At 68.9% G+C, this 13,919-nt stretch carries 19 protein-coding genes and 1 pseudogene; all 20 read right to left on the bottom strand.

Translation table 11 applies throughout. The annotated features are described in order from the left end of the window. A pseudogene (locus tag JF886_RS16090) lies at nt 1–483 on the bottom strand (hypothetical protein); the annotation flags it as partial. Next, nucleotides 480–899 carry a TadE/TadG family type IV pilus assembly protein gene (locus tag JF886_RS16085; RefSeq protein ID WP_337314300.1) on the bottom strand — a complete coding sequence of 140 codons (420 nt, stop codon included), beginning with the start codon at nt 897–899 and terminating at the stop codon, nt 480–482. The gene JF886_RS16085 and the pseudogene JF886_RS16090, both read right to left, overlap by 4 nt. After that, nucleotides 896–1,315 (bottom strand): TadE/TadG family type IV pilus assembly protein, encoded by a 420-nt coding sequence (locus JF886_RS16080; protein ID WP_337314298.1) that lies wholly within the window; start codon nt 1,313–1,315, stop codon nt 896–898. Before JF886_RS16080 ends, JF886_RS16085 begins: the two co-directional genes overlap by 4 nt. Beyond that, a complete protein-coding gene (locus tag JF886_RS16075; protein ID WP_337314296.1) occupies nt 1,312–1,713 on the bottom strand; it encodes a TadE/TadG family type IV pilus assembly protein in 402 nt (133 codons plus the stop codon). The genes JF886_RS16080 and JF886_RS16075 overlap by 4 nt, the downstream gene beginning before the upstream one ends. 1 nt (nt 1,714) lies before the next feature. Next, nucleotides 1,715–1,921, bottom strand: a complete 207-nt coding sequence (locus tag JF886_RS16070) for a hypothetical protein (RefSeq protein ID WP_337314294.1) — start codon at nt 1,919–1,921, stop codon at nt 1,715–1,717. 27 nt (nt 1,922–1,948) lie between these two features. Then, nucleotides 1,949–2,869, bottom strand: a complete 921-nt coding sequence (locus JF886_RS16065) for a type II secretion system F family protein (protein ID WP_337314292.1) — start codon at nt 2,867–2,869, stop codon at nt 1,949–1,951. After that, on the bottom strand, nt 2,866–3,564 hold the full coding sequence (locus JF886_RS16060) for a type II secretion system F family protein (protein WP_337314289.1): 699 nt from the start codon (nt 3,562–3,564) through the stop codon (nt 2,866–2,868). The genes JF886_RS16065 and JF886_RS16060 overlap by 4 nt, the downstream gene beginning before the upstream one ends. Nucleotides 3,565–3,701: 137 nt before the next feature. After that, nucleotides 3,702–5,003, bottom strand: a complete 1,302-nt coding sequence (locus tag JF886_RS16055; protein WP_337314287.1) for a TadA family conjugal transfer-associated ATPase — start codon at nt 5,001–5,003, stop codon at nt 3,702–3,704. Next, the gene (locus JF886_RS16050; RefSeq protein ID WP_337314285.1) at nt 5,000–5,821 is read right to left on the bottom strand and encodes a CpaE/TadZ family protein; all 822 of its coding nucleotides are present in this window, start codon (nt 5,819–5,821) and stop codon (nt 5,000–5,002) included. The genes JF886_RS16055 and JF886_RS16050 overlap by 4 nt, the downstream gene beginning before the upstream one ends. Before the next feature lie 5 nt (nt 5,822–5,826). Beyond that, on the bottom strand, nt 5,827–6,414 hold the full coding sequence (locus JF886_RS16045) for an SAF domain-containing protein (protein ID WP_337314283.1): 588 nt from the start codon (nt 6,412–6,414) through the stop codon (nt 5,827–5,829). 108 nt (nt 6,415–6,522) lie between these two features. Then, a complete protein-coding gene (locus JF886_RS16040) occupies nt 6,523–6,951 on the bottom strand; it encodes a hypothetical protein (protein ID WP_337314281.1) in 429 nt (142 codons plus the stop codon). A gap of 488 nt (nt 6,952–7,439) precedes the next feature. Further along, nucleotides 7,440–8,090: a hypothetical protein gene (locus JF886_RS16035; RefSeq protein ID WP_337314279.1), complete on the bottom strand. Its 651-nt coding sequence runs from the start codon at nt 8,088–8,090 to the stop codon at nt 7,440–7,442. Between the two features lie 264 nt (nt 8,091–8,354). Continuing rightward, nucleotides 8,355–8,657, bottom strand: a complete 303-nt coding sequence (locus tag JF886_RS16030) for a DUF2442 domain-containing protein (RefSeq protein WP_337314277.1) — start codon at nt 8,655–8,657, stop codon at nt 8,355–8,357. 27 nt (nt 8,658–8,684) lie between these two features. After that, on the bottom strand, nt 8,685–8,978 hold the full coding sequence (locus JF886_RS16025) for a DUF4160 domain-containing protein (RefSeq protein WP_337314275.1): 294 nt from the start codon (nt 8,976–8,978) through the stop codon (nt 8,685–8,687). Between the two features lie 471 nt (nt 8,979–9,449). Then, the gene (locus JF886_RS16020) at nt 9,450–9,902 is read right to left on the bottom strand and encodes a GNAT family N-acetyltransferase (protein WP_337314302.1); all 453 of its coding nucleotides are present in this window, start codon (nt 9,900–9,902) and stop codon (nt 9,450–9,452) included. A gap of 152 nt (nt 9,903–10,054) precedes the next feature. After that, entirely contained in the window at nt 10,055–10,567 is a 513-nt protein-coding gene (locus JF886_RS16015; protein WP_337314272.1) for an AcrVA2 family anti-CRISPR protein, read from the bottom strand. Further along, nucleotides 10,567–11,049, bottom strand: a complete 483-nt coding sequence (locus JF886_RS16010; protein WP_337314270.1) for a hypothetical protein — start codon at nt 11,047–11,049, stop codon at nt 10,567–10,569. The genes JF886_RS16015 and JF886_RS16010 overlap by 1 nt, the downstream gene beginning before the upstream one ends. Nucleotides 11,050–11,052: 3 nt before the next feature. Beyond that, nucleotides 11,053–11,313 carry a helix-turn-helix domain-containing protein gene (locus tag JF886_RS16005; protein ID WP_337314268.1) on the bottom strand — a complete coding sequence of 87 codons (261 nt, stop codon included), beginning with the start codon at nt 11,311–11,313 and terminating at the stop codon, nt 11,053–11,055. Next, nucleotides 11,310–13,148 (bottom strand): type IV secretory system conjugative DNA transfer family protein, encoded by a 1,839-nt coding sequence (locus tag JF886_RS16000; protein ID WP_337314266.1) that lies wholly within the window; start codon nt 13,146–13,148, stop codon nt 11,310–11,312. Before JF886_RS16000 ends, JF886_RS16005 begins: the two co-directional genes overlap by 4 nt. After that, nucleotides 13,145–13,762: a CHAP domain-containing protein gene (locus JF886_RS15995; protein ID WP_337314264.1), complete on the bottom strand. Its 618-nt coding sequence runs from the start codon at nt 13,760–13,762 to the stop codon at nt 13,145–13,147. The genes JF886_RS16000 and JF886_RS15995 overlap by 4 nt, the downstream gene beginning before the upstream one ends. Between the last annotated feature and the right edge of the window lie 157 nt (nt 13,763–13,919).

Raw genomic sequence — 13,919 nt, 5'->3', positions numbered from 1 at the left:
CGGAGACCCCGCGTCGGTCGGCGCGGCGTGAGGGGGGGAGGTCATCGTAGCAGCGACCTGCGACGCGCGGAGGGCAGCGGCGAGCGGCGCAGCACCCCGCGATGGGGTTGGACGAGTGCTGAGCAGTGCGACGCCGAAGATGACGGTGGCGATCAGACTGGCCGCGAGCCGCTGTCCGGGTCCTGTGAGAGCGAGCCCAGTCGTCACCACGCCACGTAGGGTGGCCACCGCCTCCAGGGTGAGCGTGGTCACGATGTAGAGCCACGCGGCCCAGCAGACGCAGGCGAGTGTGTCAACCCACACGATGTCGGGGATGCCGCCCTGGAGAGCGGCGCTGACCTCCGACCACGAAGGAATTGCGTGCGGCAGTGGCCAGCCGAAACCCTTGGCCAGGGCGAGGGGAACGCCCACGACGATGAGGGCGGCGGCCACCACGCCACCCAGCACGACGGCGACACCGGCGATGCGCCGGAGGACGGTCATGGTCCAGTTCCGCCTCGCTGGGCGGTGGCCGTCGCCGTCCCCGTCATCGCCAGGTTGTTGATCCCGACGATGCTGAGGATCTGCGTGGTCACCGTGGTGTGCACGAGCACATGCACCTGGTCGCCGGAGACGGTCACATCGGCGCTGTCGCCAGTGGCGGCCATGTAGCGCTGTGCCGCCGCGTCCGCCTGTTGCGGATCGAGAGCTGTGCCAGCGTTGCCGTAGAGCGCTGCACCACTGAGTGCCTGAGCACCGGTGCGCGCGGCCTCCTGCGCCTCGTCGACGGCGCGCTGCCTGCTGGCGAGGGCGCGCCCGCCGTCGATGGTCAGCCCAATCACGAGCATCAGGGCGATAGCCAGGCCGACCACGAAGACGGTCACCTGGCCGCGCTCACGCGCACGCCTGCGCGCGTTCACGCAGAGCTCCGGAAGACATCGATGGGCGACACCGAATGACCGACCAAGCGCATCGAGCCCGGTAGCGGCAGGTTGGTCAGGTCACTCAGCGAGGTCTGGCACTGGACGTCGACGCTGACCGTGCCGCCGGCGTGGAAGGCGCTGGTGTCCACGCTCACGGTGTACGTCGCGCAACTCGGCCCCGCCTGGTCGAGGCTGGCCGCCGCTGCCGCGTCTGCAGAGGCGGTCGCTCCGGCCACGGTCCTCTCCTCCGACGCTGCCCGGGCCGCACCGTGGGCGGCAGCGTCGGCGAGTGCCTGGGCCTGCGCGTGGCGACCGCCGGCAACACCGAGGTCGACAAACATGAGCAGGATCGGGACGGCCAGGACCAGCTCGATGACCGCCGATCCGCGACAGCGACGATGCCTCGCGCTCATGGCCCGTTCGCCGGCGAGAACTGGTCGACGGGGCCCGCCGCCACGCCCACCACCTGCAGGGTGATTCCCGGCATCACCGCGTCCGCGTTTCCATGCACCTGCACACGGATCGAGTTACCGATACGGGTGACGGTCACCGTGGGGCTGACCAGGATGCTGCTGCCGAGCTGAGCCGCGTCGTTTATCGCGGCTGTCTGTCCAGCGACGTTGCTGCCGCCCTGGACTCGCGCGGCTTGCAGGCCGCGCTGGGCGGCGTCGACAGCCACGTTGACGGCGTGCTCGTATACGGCGAACTGGACGCTGGCGGTGATCAGCAGCATGAGCACGGGCATGGCCATCACCAGCTGCGCCGAGACCGCGCCTCGCTGTCCGCGTCGATGTCGCTGCAGGGCTTGCAAGCTACTGGAGTCCGTTCGCCTTCTTCATGACGAAGATGGCAATCACCGCGGTGGCGGCGATGGCGAGCACCACCAAAGCGGCGGTCACCACAACCATCTCCGTGCTGTAGCCGCGCTCGCCGACGCGCCGCCGATGTCCCTCGGTCCGCAGGTGTGCACCGAGCAGTGCGCACAAGCCAAGCATGGTCACTGCGGTCCGCTCGAGCATGGTTCCTTCCTCCCCTGAACGATTGATCTAATGACTGCTGAACAGAAGACTGAAACCCGGTAGCACGAGAAACAGCGTGAAGCCGATCAACAACATCACCCCCGCGGCAGTCATCTTTTCGGTCGCCGTCTTCTCGTCGGCTTCAACCTCGGCAAGTCGCCGGGCGCGCAGCGTCTGCGCGTAGGTTGCCAGCGACATCTGGATCTGCGCCGCGTCGCGGCCGGCGAGGCTCACCCTGGCGGCCAGCTCCTCGAGCTCGTCGATGCTCAGCTCGGCGCCAAGACGGGCCAGCGCCGCCCAGGGCGTCTCCTCACTGAAGGTCACCTGGGCGAGCGCGGTGCGGATCTGGCTGAAGCCCCAGCTGCTGCCGGCGTTGGCGCCGTGGCCGATCGCCGTTTCGAGACCGTTGGCAGCAGTCAACGACAGGGCGGTTACCTGCACGAACGCTGCGAGGTCGTCACGGAATTCGCGACGCCGCTGCGCCGCTTGGGAGCGGACCGCGAAGTCGGGGAGGACGAACCCACCGACGCCGAAGACCAGCGCCACCCAGAGCGGGATGGCGACGGGAAGGACCACGCCGGCGAGGGCGAGCACCGCGGCGACGACAGGCGGGAAAAGCAGGCCGAGCAGAGCCGTGCCCACCTTCTCGGCCAGGTGACGCTCCATGGTCCGGCCCACCACAGTGAGGTTCGCCTGCAGCCAGTGCGGACTCAGCCGCCGCCATGTGCGTGGCCCGGAACGGCGGAGCAACAGCTGGACTAGCGGGGAACCGGCGCGCGACAGCGCGCCCGCCCGAGCGGCGGCGGCCACGATGATCGGCGGCCGGATTGGCACCAACTCGAGTCGCGCCAATCCCTGGGCGAGCGACGGCCGCGCCGGGAAGAGACCGAGGACCACGCACCACAGCCCGCAGCCAGCGGTCGCGCCGAGCAGGAGCACCTCGATCACCGCAGCGCCTCCGCCCCGTCCGCGACCAGCAGACGCTTCGGTGTCTCACCGCGGGTAACCAGGGCCATCATCCACAGACCGAGGCCGAAGCATGCCAGGACGATCAGCAGCAGGAATTGGCCGTAGCCGTCGTACGCGGACAGGTACTTGCGGTCGAAGATGCTGAGGCCGAGGGCAAACACCAGCGTCACCCCGATGGTGAAGCGGGCCGTCCAGCGATAGCTCGCTCGCCCCGCGTCGACGTGCCGGCGCACCTCCAGGCCATCTCGCGCGGATTGGGCGATCGACCCCAGCACGCTGCTCAGCTCGCCCCCTTCGATGCGCAGACCCATCACAACCTGATCGCAGATGGGGTCGGCGACACGATCCGCGAAAGCCAGCAGCGCGTCGCGCAGCGACATCCGGTTGAGGTCAGCAGCGAGCAAGGTGGTGTCCGCACGAATCGCCATGGGCGCGATGTGCGCGGTGGCTTTGATGACCGTCTCGAGACCGTGGGCTCCCTGGAGCATGTCGCGGAGCATCTCGCACCACACCGGCAGGGCCTCAGCCTTGGCCAGACGCGCCTGCTGATCCTGCTGGCGCGCGCGTACAGACGGGGCGACGAGGACGCCGGCAGCCGTCGCCAGGGCGGCGGTCACCCATTGGGTGAGCAGGAACACCGCGGTTGCGGCCAGCAGCGCTGCGGCGACACGCACTGCGCGCTGCTCCAGAGATCGTGAGTTCGTCCGCCGAGAGCGCTCGCGACTGTTTCCACTGCCGCCACTCAGTAGTCCAGCGACAATCAGGACGATGCCGACGGCGCAGACGGCCCCGAGCACAACGGCGAGCGCGCTCACGAGTACGCCCCGTCCGTGCCGGTCGCCCACTCCTGCGTGTCGTAGCCCACGGCTTCGAGTCGGTCCTTGCACGTCTGGCTGAACGCCGCCGACATCTGATGGCGACCGTCGGCTCCAACGGCTGAGATGACGTTGAGGGTGACGTGATCGCCCATCACGCCGCGGATCTCCGCGATGGACGACACCAGCCGCCGCGCGCCGCGCTGCTCGATGAAGACCACGAAGTCCAAGGCCTTGGCGATGATCTGCGCACTGGCCTCAAAGGGGAGCCGCTCGGCGCCCATCAGGATGTAGGTCTGCAGCTGGGGGATGGCTTGCTCCGCCGATTGGGCGTGGATGGTGCTGATGGAACCGGCAGCGCCGCCAGCGGCGGTGGCCATCAGCATGGGCAGCGCTTCCGCCGGCCCGCGGACCTCACCGACGATGAGCACGTCCGGGTTCATCCGCAATGCGTTGCGGAAGAGATCCTCGGCGGTGATCGCGCCGTGGCCCTGGACGTTCGGTCGCCGTGTCTGCATCGCCACGCAATCCGGATGCGCGTCGTCACGATCGAGATGGAGTTCGAAGGTGTCCTCAATGCTGACGATGCGTTTCTGCGGCGGAATGCAGGAGGCCAGCCCGCGTGCGAAGGTGGACTTTCCCGAGCCGGTCACGCCGGCGACCAGCACACTCTGGTTGCTGAGGATGACGGCTTCGAGCAGGGCTGCGTCACCGGTGTGAAGGGTGCCCATGCGCACCAGGTCGTCGAGGCTCACCGTCATCAGCCGATGCAGGCGGATGGTGATGGTGGCGTGGCGGACCACGTCGCGAACCGCGTTGACGCGACTGCCGTCGCGGAGAGTCAGGTCGAGGAAGGGCGCCAGCGGATCCCAGCGGCGCTCGCCGAGCCCTTCACGCGCAGCCAGGCGCCGGATCTGCTCCATCAACTCGTCTTGGCTGTCCGCGATCGGTGTCTCCAGCTCACGCTTGCTGCCGTCGCAGAGCTTCACGAAGACTTTGTCGTGAGCGTTGATGAAGATGGTTTCGATGTCGGGGTCGTCGAGCAGCGGTTGCAGCTCTCCCAGGCCGAAGAGTCGGTTCAGCACCGCGCGCCGGAGTTCCTGCTCGTCGAAGTGACTCAGCGCTTGCTGGTTGGCAGCCATCCGTCGATGGGCTTCCATGCCGAGCCACTCGTCGAGGTACTGCTCGGCGCGCGCCTGCTCATCAGCGGGCCCGTCCGCCCCGGGCGTGGCGATCTGATACTCACGGAGGCGGTCCGCGACGTACGTCCGAGCGTCGCGGATCTGCCCGCGGTTCATCGCGTGCCTCCCGTCAGCGGCACGACGGTACCGAGCACGGCCTCGCTGCTATCCCGATGACGTCCCACCGTGGCCAGACGATCCACCAACGCTGCGGCAGTGGCGCGCGCCGCCCGGAGCAGCGGGAGGCGATCCGGACGTGGGCCCGCCGCGCCCCCGCCGACGATCGCGGCACTGGCCGGATCGTCGGGGAGTGAGCCGATGACCTCGACCTCGAGCGTGTGGGCGATCTCCGATTCGGCGTAGGGACCCCGCTGCGAGAGGAGCGCCATCACCTCGACGTGGCCGGAGCGGAGGACCGGGAGCCACACCGCCAGCCGGCGCAGTTCGGAGAGCTGGGGGCGAACGACCACAATCGCCAGGCCCGCCTGCTGCAGCAAGCGCACGGTTGGTGTCCGACCCTGAATGCTCGCGGCTTCGAGGCGCCCACAGTCGAGCAGGATGTCTGTTTCGGTTGCGGCCAAGAACGACAGCTTCTCGGCGAGCAGTGCGAGCGGCCGGCGCATCTCCTCGGGGGATGTCGGCGCCACGACCACGTGCACGAGGGAGCGGTCGCGGCGGTCGGGGAGCACCTGGCTGTGCAAGCGAAGGTCGACACCCATCCCCTCCCCCACGTCTGCGGGCCGATCCATGGCCAGGGCCACGCTCACCAGGCCGGGTGTGAGCGGAAGGTCGAAGTGGGCGGCGATGTCGCCGCCGGCCGGGTCGCATTCCAACACGACGGGCGCGGGGCGCTGCTCAGGCCAGACGGTCGCCAGGGCGAGCGCGGCCGTGGTCGCACCCGCTGACTTCAGACTGACGATAGGGATGACCTCCACCGCGACTACCCGGCGGGGGCGACGAGAACCAGGCTGGCCGTCCCCGCAGCCGCGGCGCGGGCGACCGCAGCGACATCGTCCGCCGAGACCTGCAACGACACCACCTGGCCATTGGTTGCCGTATCGGTGGGCGCGTCGACGGCAGTGACGACAGCCGCGATCGGTGTTGCGGTTGCCGAAGCCGAGGAAGTACCACCGCTGAGGCCGGTGGGCGCACCGGCGTTGATCACCTCGACGTGATCACCGGCGGCCAGGCTGGGCGGGTATTGGCCCGGCTTGCAGAGCACGCCGATTGTGGCCAGGCCGCTCGCCGGGGCCGGTGGGCCAACCTCTTCTTGTACGAGCGGCGCCCCCGCAGGAATCGGCACCGCAGCCTGACGACCGATCACCGTGGACTCGTCGGCCTGGCTGATGAATCGCAGACCGCCGGTGTCCACTGAGACCGTAACCAAGGTGAAGTCCCCGGTACCAAAGACCTGGCCGGCGCTGATGGCGTGGCTCACCGCCAGGATCTGTCGATGAGCGCTGAGCCGGTTGGAAATGGCGTAGAAGGTCAGCGCGCTGCCGACCACCAACAACACTCCGAGGGCCACCAGGGCCGGTCTCCAGCGCCGCGCTCCCGGGCCTGGCCGAAGCGACGACCGCACCGATCGGCGCAGCGGTGGAGCGAAGGCGGAGTCGGGGTCGATGTTGGCCATGGCTCAGCCCGTCACGATCGCCTGGATCTCGTCGACCGCTGCCTGGGTGGTTGCGGGGGCGCCGGCGACATCACCGAGATCGCCTCCGCCGGGCGCACCCGCTGCCGTCCAGGTCACGTGCCAGTACACCGTGGCGGTGACCGTGTACGTGCCTCCGGCCTGGCTACGCGAGTCACGGGGGTACACGTAGCCGCAATCGGTGTGCTGCTGCTCACGGGGAGTGTTGAGGTCGTATGGGACGCCGGGGCTGCTGCAGGTCACCTCGTCGCCGTTGCCCATGTCCCAGACGACCTTATCCGGGGTCGCCGTCGCGGTCGCCGACACCGGGCCAGCGGCAGCAGTTGCGGACAGCGGTGTCCAAATCCCGCGATCGATCCACAGATAGGCGAGTAGGTTGACCACCCCTCTAGACGCCGACGGAGCCATCTCCATCAGCGGAGCAGGGAGACGAATGGCGGACAGAGCCCGTTGCGCGAGTGCTAACGGATTGCTGGTTGGGGTAGGTCCGCCGGGTGCTACCCACACTGGCGTGGCACCAGCGGGGGGGCACATCAGTAGGTACCACGTGCCCGTCGACGGATCGACTCCCGCGGTGACACCGTAGGTCGCGAATCTGTTGATGGCTGCCGGGTTCGTGTGGAACTGTTGCCATTCCTCATTGAGCTGAGCCCCACCATCGGGGAGTGGCATCGAGGTGCAGGGATTCGTGGCGCCGCTCACGGATCCGGTGCCAGCGCCGGGATTCGTCTGTTGATTGGCGGCAGTCGCTGTGACACTTCCACCGCCCGCTGTTGCGTCCGCCCGTCCTGTGCCGGTCTTGGCTGGGTCACCTCCCGGACTTGGCGCTGCGGGCGAGTCGGCTTGCGCATGCGAGGCACTCGCGCCCGCCAAGGCGAGGGAGAGTGCCAAGCCCAGAACAATCAATCGGCCGGACACGATGCCACCACCGTGAGCTGCTCGTCGAGCAGCTTCCAGACCCCGCCGACTTCGCCGAGGGTTGCCACAATTCGCTCAGCCTGCGGAGGACCAGGGGTTTGTCCGGGAGGAAGGGGCAGGCCGGTCTGAGCGTTGACAGGCACCCCGGTTTGAACGTTGTAGCCATTCAGGTCGTCCTGCACACAGTCGGTCAGTTGCGCGGTGCTATTGGGAGTCCCGGGGACCGAGGAGATCGACTCGACTCGAGGATGGCCAACCTTGATGCTGCCGCGCGAAATAATGTGAAGGGCAACGTCTTTCTGAAGGTTCAGCGTTTCGGTGACCTCGGCCACACCAAGAGCGGTAGCCGCCAGCGCCGGGTCGGTCGGGTTGCCCGTCGTGGCGGCGTGGACGTAAGCGGCGGTGGCGTTCTTGTAGGCCTGGACGATTGCGGCCTTGATCGGATCGGGGGTCGGCGTCGGCTTGGTGATTGGAGGCGCGAATGCAAGCTGAGGGTGGCCCGAGCCGCTGCCGGTCAGGACCTTCACGCCAACGACCGCAGTGACCACCAGCACGACCACCACGGCGACCAGCGCTAAGAGGCGCCCCCGGTCGTACCAGAGGCGCTGTCCAGCGTAGGCGACCTTCGCGTTCACCCGTGACTCCCTTCCAACCCCGACGGTGCTTGGACCTGGCGAGCCAGCGTCATCGCGGAGGGCTCAAGAACCCCCAGGAACTCATGATTGCAGGGTTGCGGACCAGCCGCAAGGCTCGGAACGTAGTGGTCCACGAGTGGGCCACGAGTGAGCCACGGTGGAGAGGAAGGGAACCAGGCCGACCCGTTTGCCGGGTGCCTTCAAACAATTGGGTGGCGCGCCGAGCAGTATCTCGACCGACGGCGCTTCCGACCTGGAGTTCGACTAACCAGCCACTTCGACAGGGGGTCGGTGCTCTCCGATGAGTCGCGGTGGGGGCGCGGCCGCCGGCTCCGCGTCGCCGTGCAGCACGAAGGGGTCGAGGCTGGTCTCGTCAGGCCAGGCGATCGTTCCATCCTGCAACCGAACGCGTGAGAAGAAAGCCGGATCCCGGCGGTGCCGAGCGAAGGCCGGGGCCGCGTCAAGAAGCGGACTCAAGTCGAGGTCGCGGATGAGACCGTCGCTGAACATCAGGCGGACACGCATGTGGCCGAGAACGTGGACGGCGGTCACCTGCACATGCTCCATGCCGACCATCCTATATCCCCGCGGCGCTCAAGGAATCACCGGCGGAATCTCGCCAGCCACGGCGATCGCCCACGCATCCCGCAGCTGCTGAACCCGCGACGCACGCCACTCCTCAAGTTCACCGAGCTGCGCAGGCGGCCACGTGCCGGCCATCAGATCCCCCGTGTCGATCGCAACCTGGACCATGCTCCCGTTGGCCAGACGGCCGTGGAAATGGGGTGGGTTGTGGTCGAGGGGGAACATCAACACCTTCACTCGGCCGCCGCGGCCCGCCTGACCAATCTCCCCCATATCAGCGGGTCCTCCTGTTGCGAGCAGCATCCCGAGGCCTGGCGCACGAACCAGTGTCGCGCTCCGGCAATGCAGACTTTGTAAAGCCTCCCTCGAGGCATGAGATCAGCGCAACAGTGACGAGCACCGTGGTCAGCAGACAACCGCTTCCGCTCAATCCGAGGCAGCCGTCGGAGATCCCGTTAGTCCATCCAGCAACTCGTCCGCGTTTCTTGTTGGCCCGCGCACGCAGGAGGGCGTCGGCCTCGTTGCCAGTCAATCGTGCTCCGAGCACGGTTTCCGCGTCTCGCTTGGTCCGACCGCGCCGTTGTGCGCGACCGTCGAGTGTCTTGTCGGAACGTCGGCGGGGTGATCGGCCATGTGGGTTCAGTGTCGACGGTCGGCGGGTGGAGCACCAGCCCTGAGGCGAGGCACAGGCGAGCCACCTTGGTACAAGCCAGGTGCGTCGATGTCTGCTGGGCGAATGGGATACAAGAGTTGAAAGGAGGTTCTGACCGGCGGCTACCTCGCTTGGTCGGTTCCGGCCCTCACCGCCTCGGGAACTTCTCGGAGGTAAAGCCGGAATCCCTCTGCTTCGGGCGAGAAGCCTAGGGCCGTGTAGAGGCGGTGCGCGCCATCGGTGGCGTGGCGCTTGTGCGATAGGAGTTGGACCTTGTTGCAGCCGCCGAACCGCGCGTCGTCGAGGAGCCGAGCCATGAGCGCGGTGGCTACCCCACGTCGACGGTGGTCTGGGGAAACGCCGACCGCCTCAACGAAGGCCGTCGGTGCACAACCATAGGTGAGGTTCGGAAGCGTGATCACGGTTGCCGTCCCGACGGTCTCGCCACTGATCTCGGCGAGATAGACAGTCAGATCGTCGGTCCGCATCATTCGTTCCCAGGTTTGCTGCTCGAGTTCTGAAGGAGCGCGAGGAAGGCGCCTGCCAGGATCGCTATGCGAATGCCCCCAAAGCACGGCCAGCAAGTCATCGGGCCGAGCCGTCCGGACGCTGTAGGACGGCGCCGCCTCAACCACGAGCACATTCTGCGGATGGAACGCTGCGCATGGCGATAACCTCGTCGCCGAGCGAGGAGCCGCGTCGACATTCGTTGACGGGCCCGCACCGTCTAGCCCGCGCGATCAGGTGGCCCGTGGTCGGTGGGCCCACTACTCGGAGCGTCCACCCCCATTCCTACCGATTCCAACAGAACTGCACGCCGATGATCCGCTGCGCCCACTGTTGTGGGCCGGATCCAGATCAGCCTCTCCCGCGGAGTGCCGATGGCGATCCGGCGCGCGTGGCCACGGCGAAGGTGCTCTCGCGGAGACGCGTGGCTGGCAGCGGCAGCGGAGTCGGCGGGCGGTGGTAGTGGCGGCTCGATCGACCAGGCCTGAGCGGCGATGACGGCGATCCGACGACCGTCGGCGGGGCGGCCCAACCGCCCCTCGACGTAGACGGTCTCGCCGGGTGTGAAATCCTCGATGGCGATTGGGGTATGAGCCGCGACAACGACCCGGTGGCGGTCGACTCGCTGTGCTGTGGCGTCGGCGATGGTGAGGAGGAGAAAGCCGCGATCGCCGGCCGTCCCGACGGCGCGAGGGCGGCACCCGACAAGGCCGATGAGGTGGACGGTGTTCATCACCGCGCCAGCTGGGCAGCGTCGATCGGCTCGTCGACCCGCGCCGCCGACGCCTCGGTGAAGACCACCGCGTCGCTGGCGTGACCGTCGTCGACGTGCCCCTGGTGGGTCAGGCACTCGCGGTAACCGGGAGCATCGGTGAGGGGACCGGTCATCCAGCGCCAGCGGGCCTCGTGCCAGTCCTGGTAGGCGCGGGCGAGCACCTCGGGATCCTCGGGTTCGGACGGATCGTGGACCTCGTCGCCGTCGACAAGCGGCACCAGCGGATTGGTCACCTCCTCGTGGTAGTACCAGAGCGCCTTGAGCTCGTCGACCAGGCCCGGGTGGCGATCCCAGCAGCGCGGGACTCTTCCGACCAGGTGGTAGCGGGCGACAAACCAGTTGACCCAGGTGCGCAGCTCCGCCTGGCGTCGCTGCAGCTCGGTCTCGTCGAGGCCCTCCCAGTTCCAGGGGAGACCGAAGCGGACGTATCCGCTGCCCACCGGCTACACGCCCCAGAGCGCTGCCGGGTCGGGCACCAGCTCCTCCGGACTGGTGTCGAGGGCGGCGGCCAGCGCGGTGATGGTGCCCAGCCGGGGTCGCACCTGGCCGCCCTCGAGGCGGCGGATGGTGGCCCGACCGAGTCCGGCGGCTTGAGCGAGCTGCTCCTGGGTGAGGAAGCGGCCGAGCCGCAGTCGGCGAATGCGGATTCCGATGGCACGAGTGGCCGCAGCTTCGGGCTGCCAGGGCAGCTGGATGGTGCTCATGCCGTGGCCCCCTGTCGCTGGGCGGCCCAGGCCAGCCAGGCGGCTCGGCAGGCCTCCGCCTGCATGCGCACCTCCGAGCTGCGGCTGAGCACGTGGGGCAGGCGGACCCGCATTGGCCGGGGCCCGCAGAAGACCACCGCGGTGTGGTGGGCGATGGCGCGGACTTCGTCGCGGGTCAACGCCGGCTCCCAGCGGACCACCGGGTCAAGCCGCACGCCGTGACGGTCGCGGCCCTCGCGCTGTTCCTCGACCTTGATCGTGGGCGAGAGGTCACTGATCGCGCGCAGGGTTCGCTCGCCGGAGATCATGCCCATGACCACGTGGCAGTTGGTCGCCGACCACATCCCCTGGAAGCGCGAGACCCCCCACGCCTCCTCACCTTGCTCGAGGGACTGCAGCGAGTAGATGGGGACGATTCCCTGGGAGGCGCAGTCGGTGACCAGCTCGGGCATCTGCGGCAGCGGGCAGACCTTGGTGACCTCGTCGAGGAGGAGCATCAGGGGTGGGTCGAGGCGCCCACCCCAGGCGAGCGCCCGCCGCGCCTCCTGGCGGGCGGCCTCGACCACGGCCGAGACCAGGGCGGTGACCAGTGGGACCGCGTGCCCGCCGGGTCGAGCCAGGATGAGCAGGCGGTCGCCGTTGCGGACCACCGCCGCAGGGTCGACGACCTCCGCCGAGCTGCCCGGCGACACTCGGCGGAGCAGGCCGGGATCCTCCCAGCAGACCAGGGCCTCGTGGAGGTTGATCTTGATGCTGTAGAGGGTTTCGGGGGCGCAGCGGCCCATCTCCTTGAGCAGCTCGGCCCACTGCGACGCCTCAGGACTGCGCAGCAGCGAGCGAGTGACGCCAGCGCCATCGAAATCCTGGGCGGCGGCCCAGCCGACCACCCGGGCCATGCCCGACTCACGGCCTTCCGCTCGCTCGAGGGCGGCGGCGTGGAGGAGGTACTTGAGCAGCTTCTCGGCGAGCAGGGCCCAATCGATGCCGCGGTCGCGGCCGCGGGCCCGTTGGCGGGCGAGGATCGCCTCGGCGCGCAGCCGGGCCGCCTCCGGATCCTGGCAGCCAATCACCGGGTCGAAGGCACAGGTGCCGAGGTCACCGAGATCGTCAGGGTTGAACAGCAGCACCCGACCCCTGCTGCCCGCCGGGAGCTGGAAGAAGAGGGCCAAGTCGTCGGGCTTGGTGGTGGTATAGAGGAGGGGGCCGCGGTGGCTGAGGGCCACCCGGGCCAGCAGCCCGGTGGTCTTGCCCTGGCGCATCCCGGCGAGGACCGCAACGGCGAGCTCGTGGCTGGCAAACACGGCAGTGCCCTCGCAGAGTCCGAGGGGGATCGCCAGTTCTGCGATGGGCCGCCGGCGCAACTCGCTCGCCGACAGTGAGGGGTGGAGCTGCGCTGCCTGGCGGCGGGCGGCTGGTTCACCGAAGAGGGAATTGGCCTCCCGCGGTCCGAGGAAACCGTGGCGCTTGCGCCTCTCGCTGGGGCGGCCGCGGCGCTCCGTCCACCACTGCCAGGCGACGACGACGCCCACCAGGACGGCGGTGCCGAGGACCACGGCGGTGCTGAGGTACAGCCAGGTCGGCGGCGCTGCCGACGGCGTCGTCCAAGCCGCGCCGGTGTTGGCGGCGTGGGCGAGGAGGTGGAGCGGCCCGATCAGCCAGCCGCCACGCAGCGCCGGCACCCCGTGGGCGCTGAGAAGGCTGCTCAGCAGCGCGGCGGCGTCGAGCCAGGCGACCATGCCGGCGACCACCAGCCCAACGGGGACGAGGAGCTGGGCCGCGAGGGGTTCGCCGGTCGGCCCGCGGCTGCCGCTGCTGCGCACCGGCGGGCGGCTCATGGGATCCACCCCTCCAGCAGCGGGCTGGAGCCGTGCAGCCACAACGTGCGCAGGTCGGCGACGCCCAGGCCGAGGACGTGCATCTCGGCGACCGTGTAGGAGCCACTGGCCGGCTGAACCCCGACCACCACTGCGACGTGGCCGACCGACGCATCCGAGCCGTGGCCGGGGGCGAAGACGGCGATCCATCCCGGCTCCGGCGTGGCGCTGGCAGGGGCGACCGGTACTGCGGCGCTCTCGGCGTTGGCGTACCAGTCGGCGGCGTTGCCACTCCAGGTGACGCGGTGGCTGCCGCCCTGGCGCCCCTGGGAAACGACGAACCAGGTGCACTGGCCCCACGGCCAGCTCCCCGTCGAGAGTCCGCCGGCCGGAGTCCAGGGAAAGAGGGGCCGGAGATCGGTCCGGACAGGCATACCCACGGGGCCGCCCGAGCCGGTGACGCCGGTGCCCGCACCGCTGAGCGACCAGCCGGCAGAGCTGGCATCGGCGCTGGTGCCGCCGCCGCCGTCGGCGAACAGCAGCGGCAGGGCGAGCAGCAACGCCAGCAGGAGCAGCGCGCAGCCGCAGGGAAGCCCGAGGGTGATCCGGCGCAGGCGACGGAGAGGACCGCTCACGTCCGCACTGCCGAGTCTGTCTCCATTCCCGCATGTTCGTTCCGGCTTCCCGGCGGGTGGAGGGCGCTTCTGAGGTCGGCCTCTGGGTTGTGGTGCCCGCTCCTAAGGAGTGACGGACTTTCATGATTCGTGAAGCTAAGTCTGTATACTCGACGGA

Origin of the sequence: Candidatus Aeolococcus gillhamiae, assembly GCF_016464765.1 — a bacterium.
Classification (GTDB): Bacteria; Chloroflexota; Dormibacteria; order Aeolococcales; family Aeolococcaceae; genus Aeolococcus; species Aeolococcus gillhamiae.
This window is presented reverse-complemented; position numbering and strand designations above follow the sequence as displayed.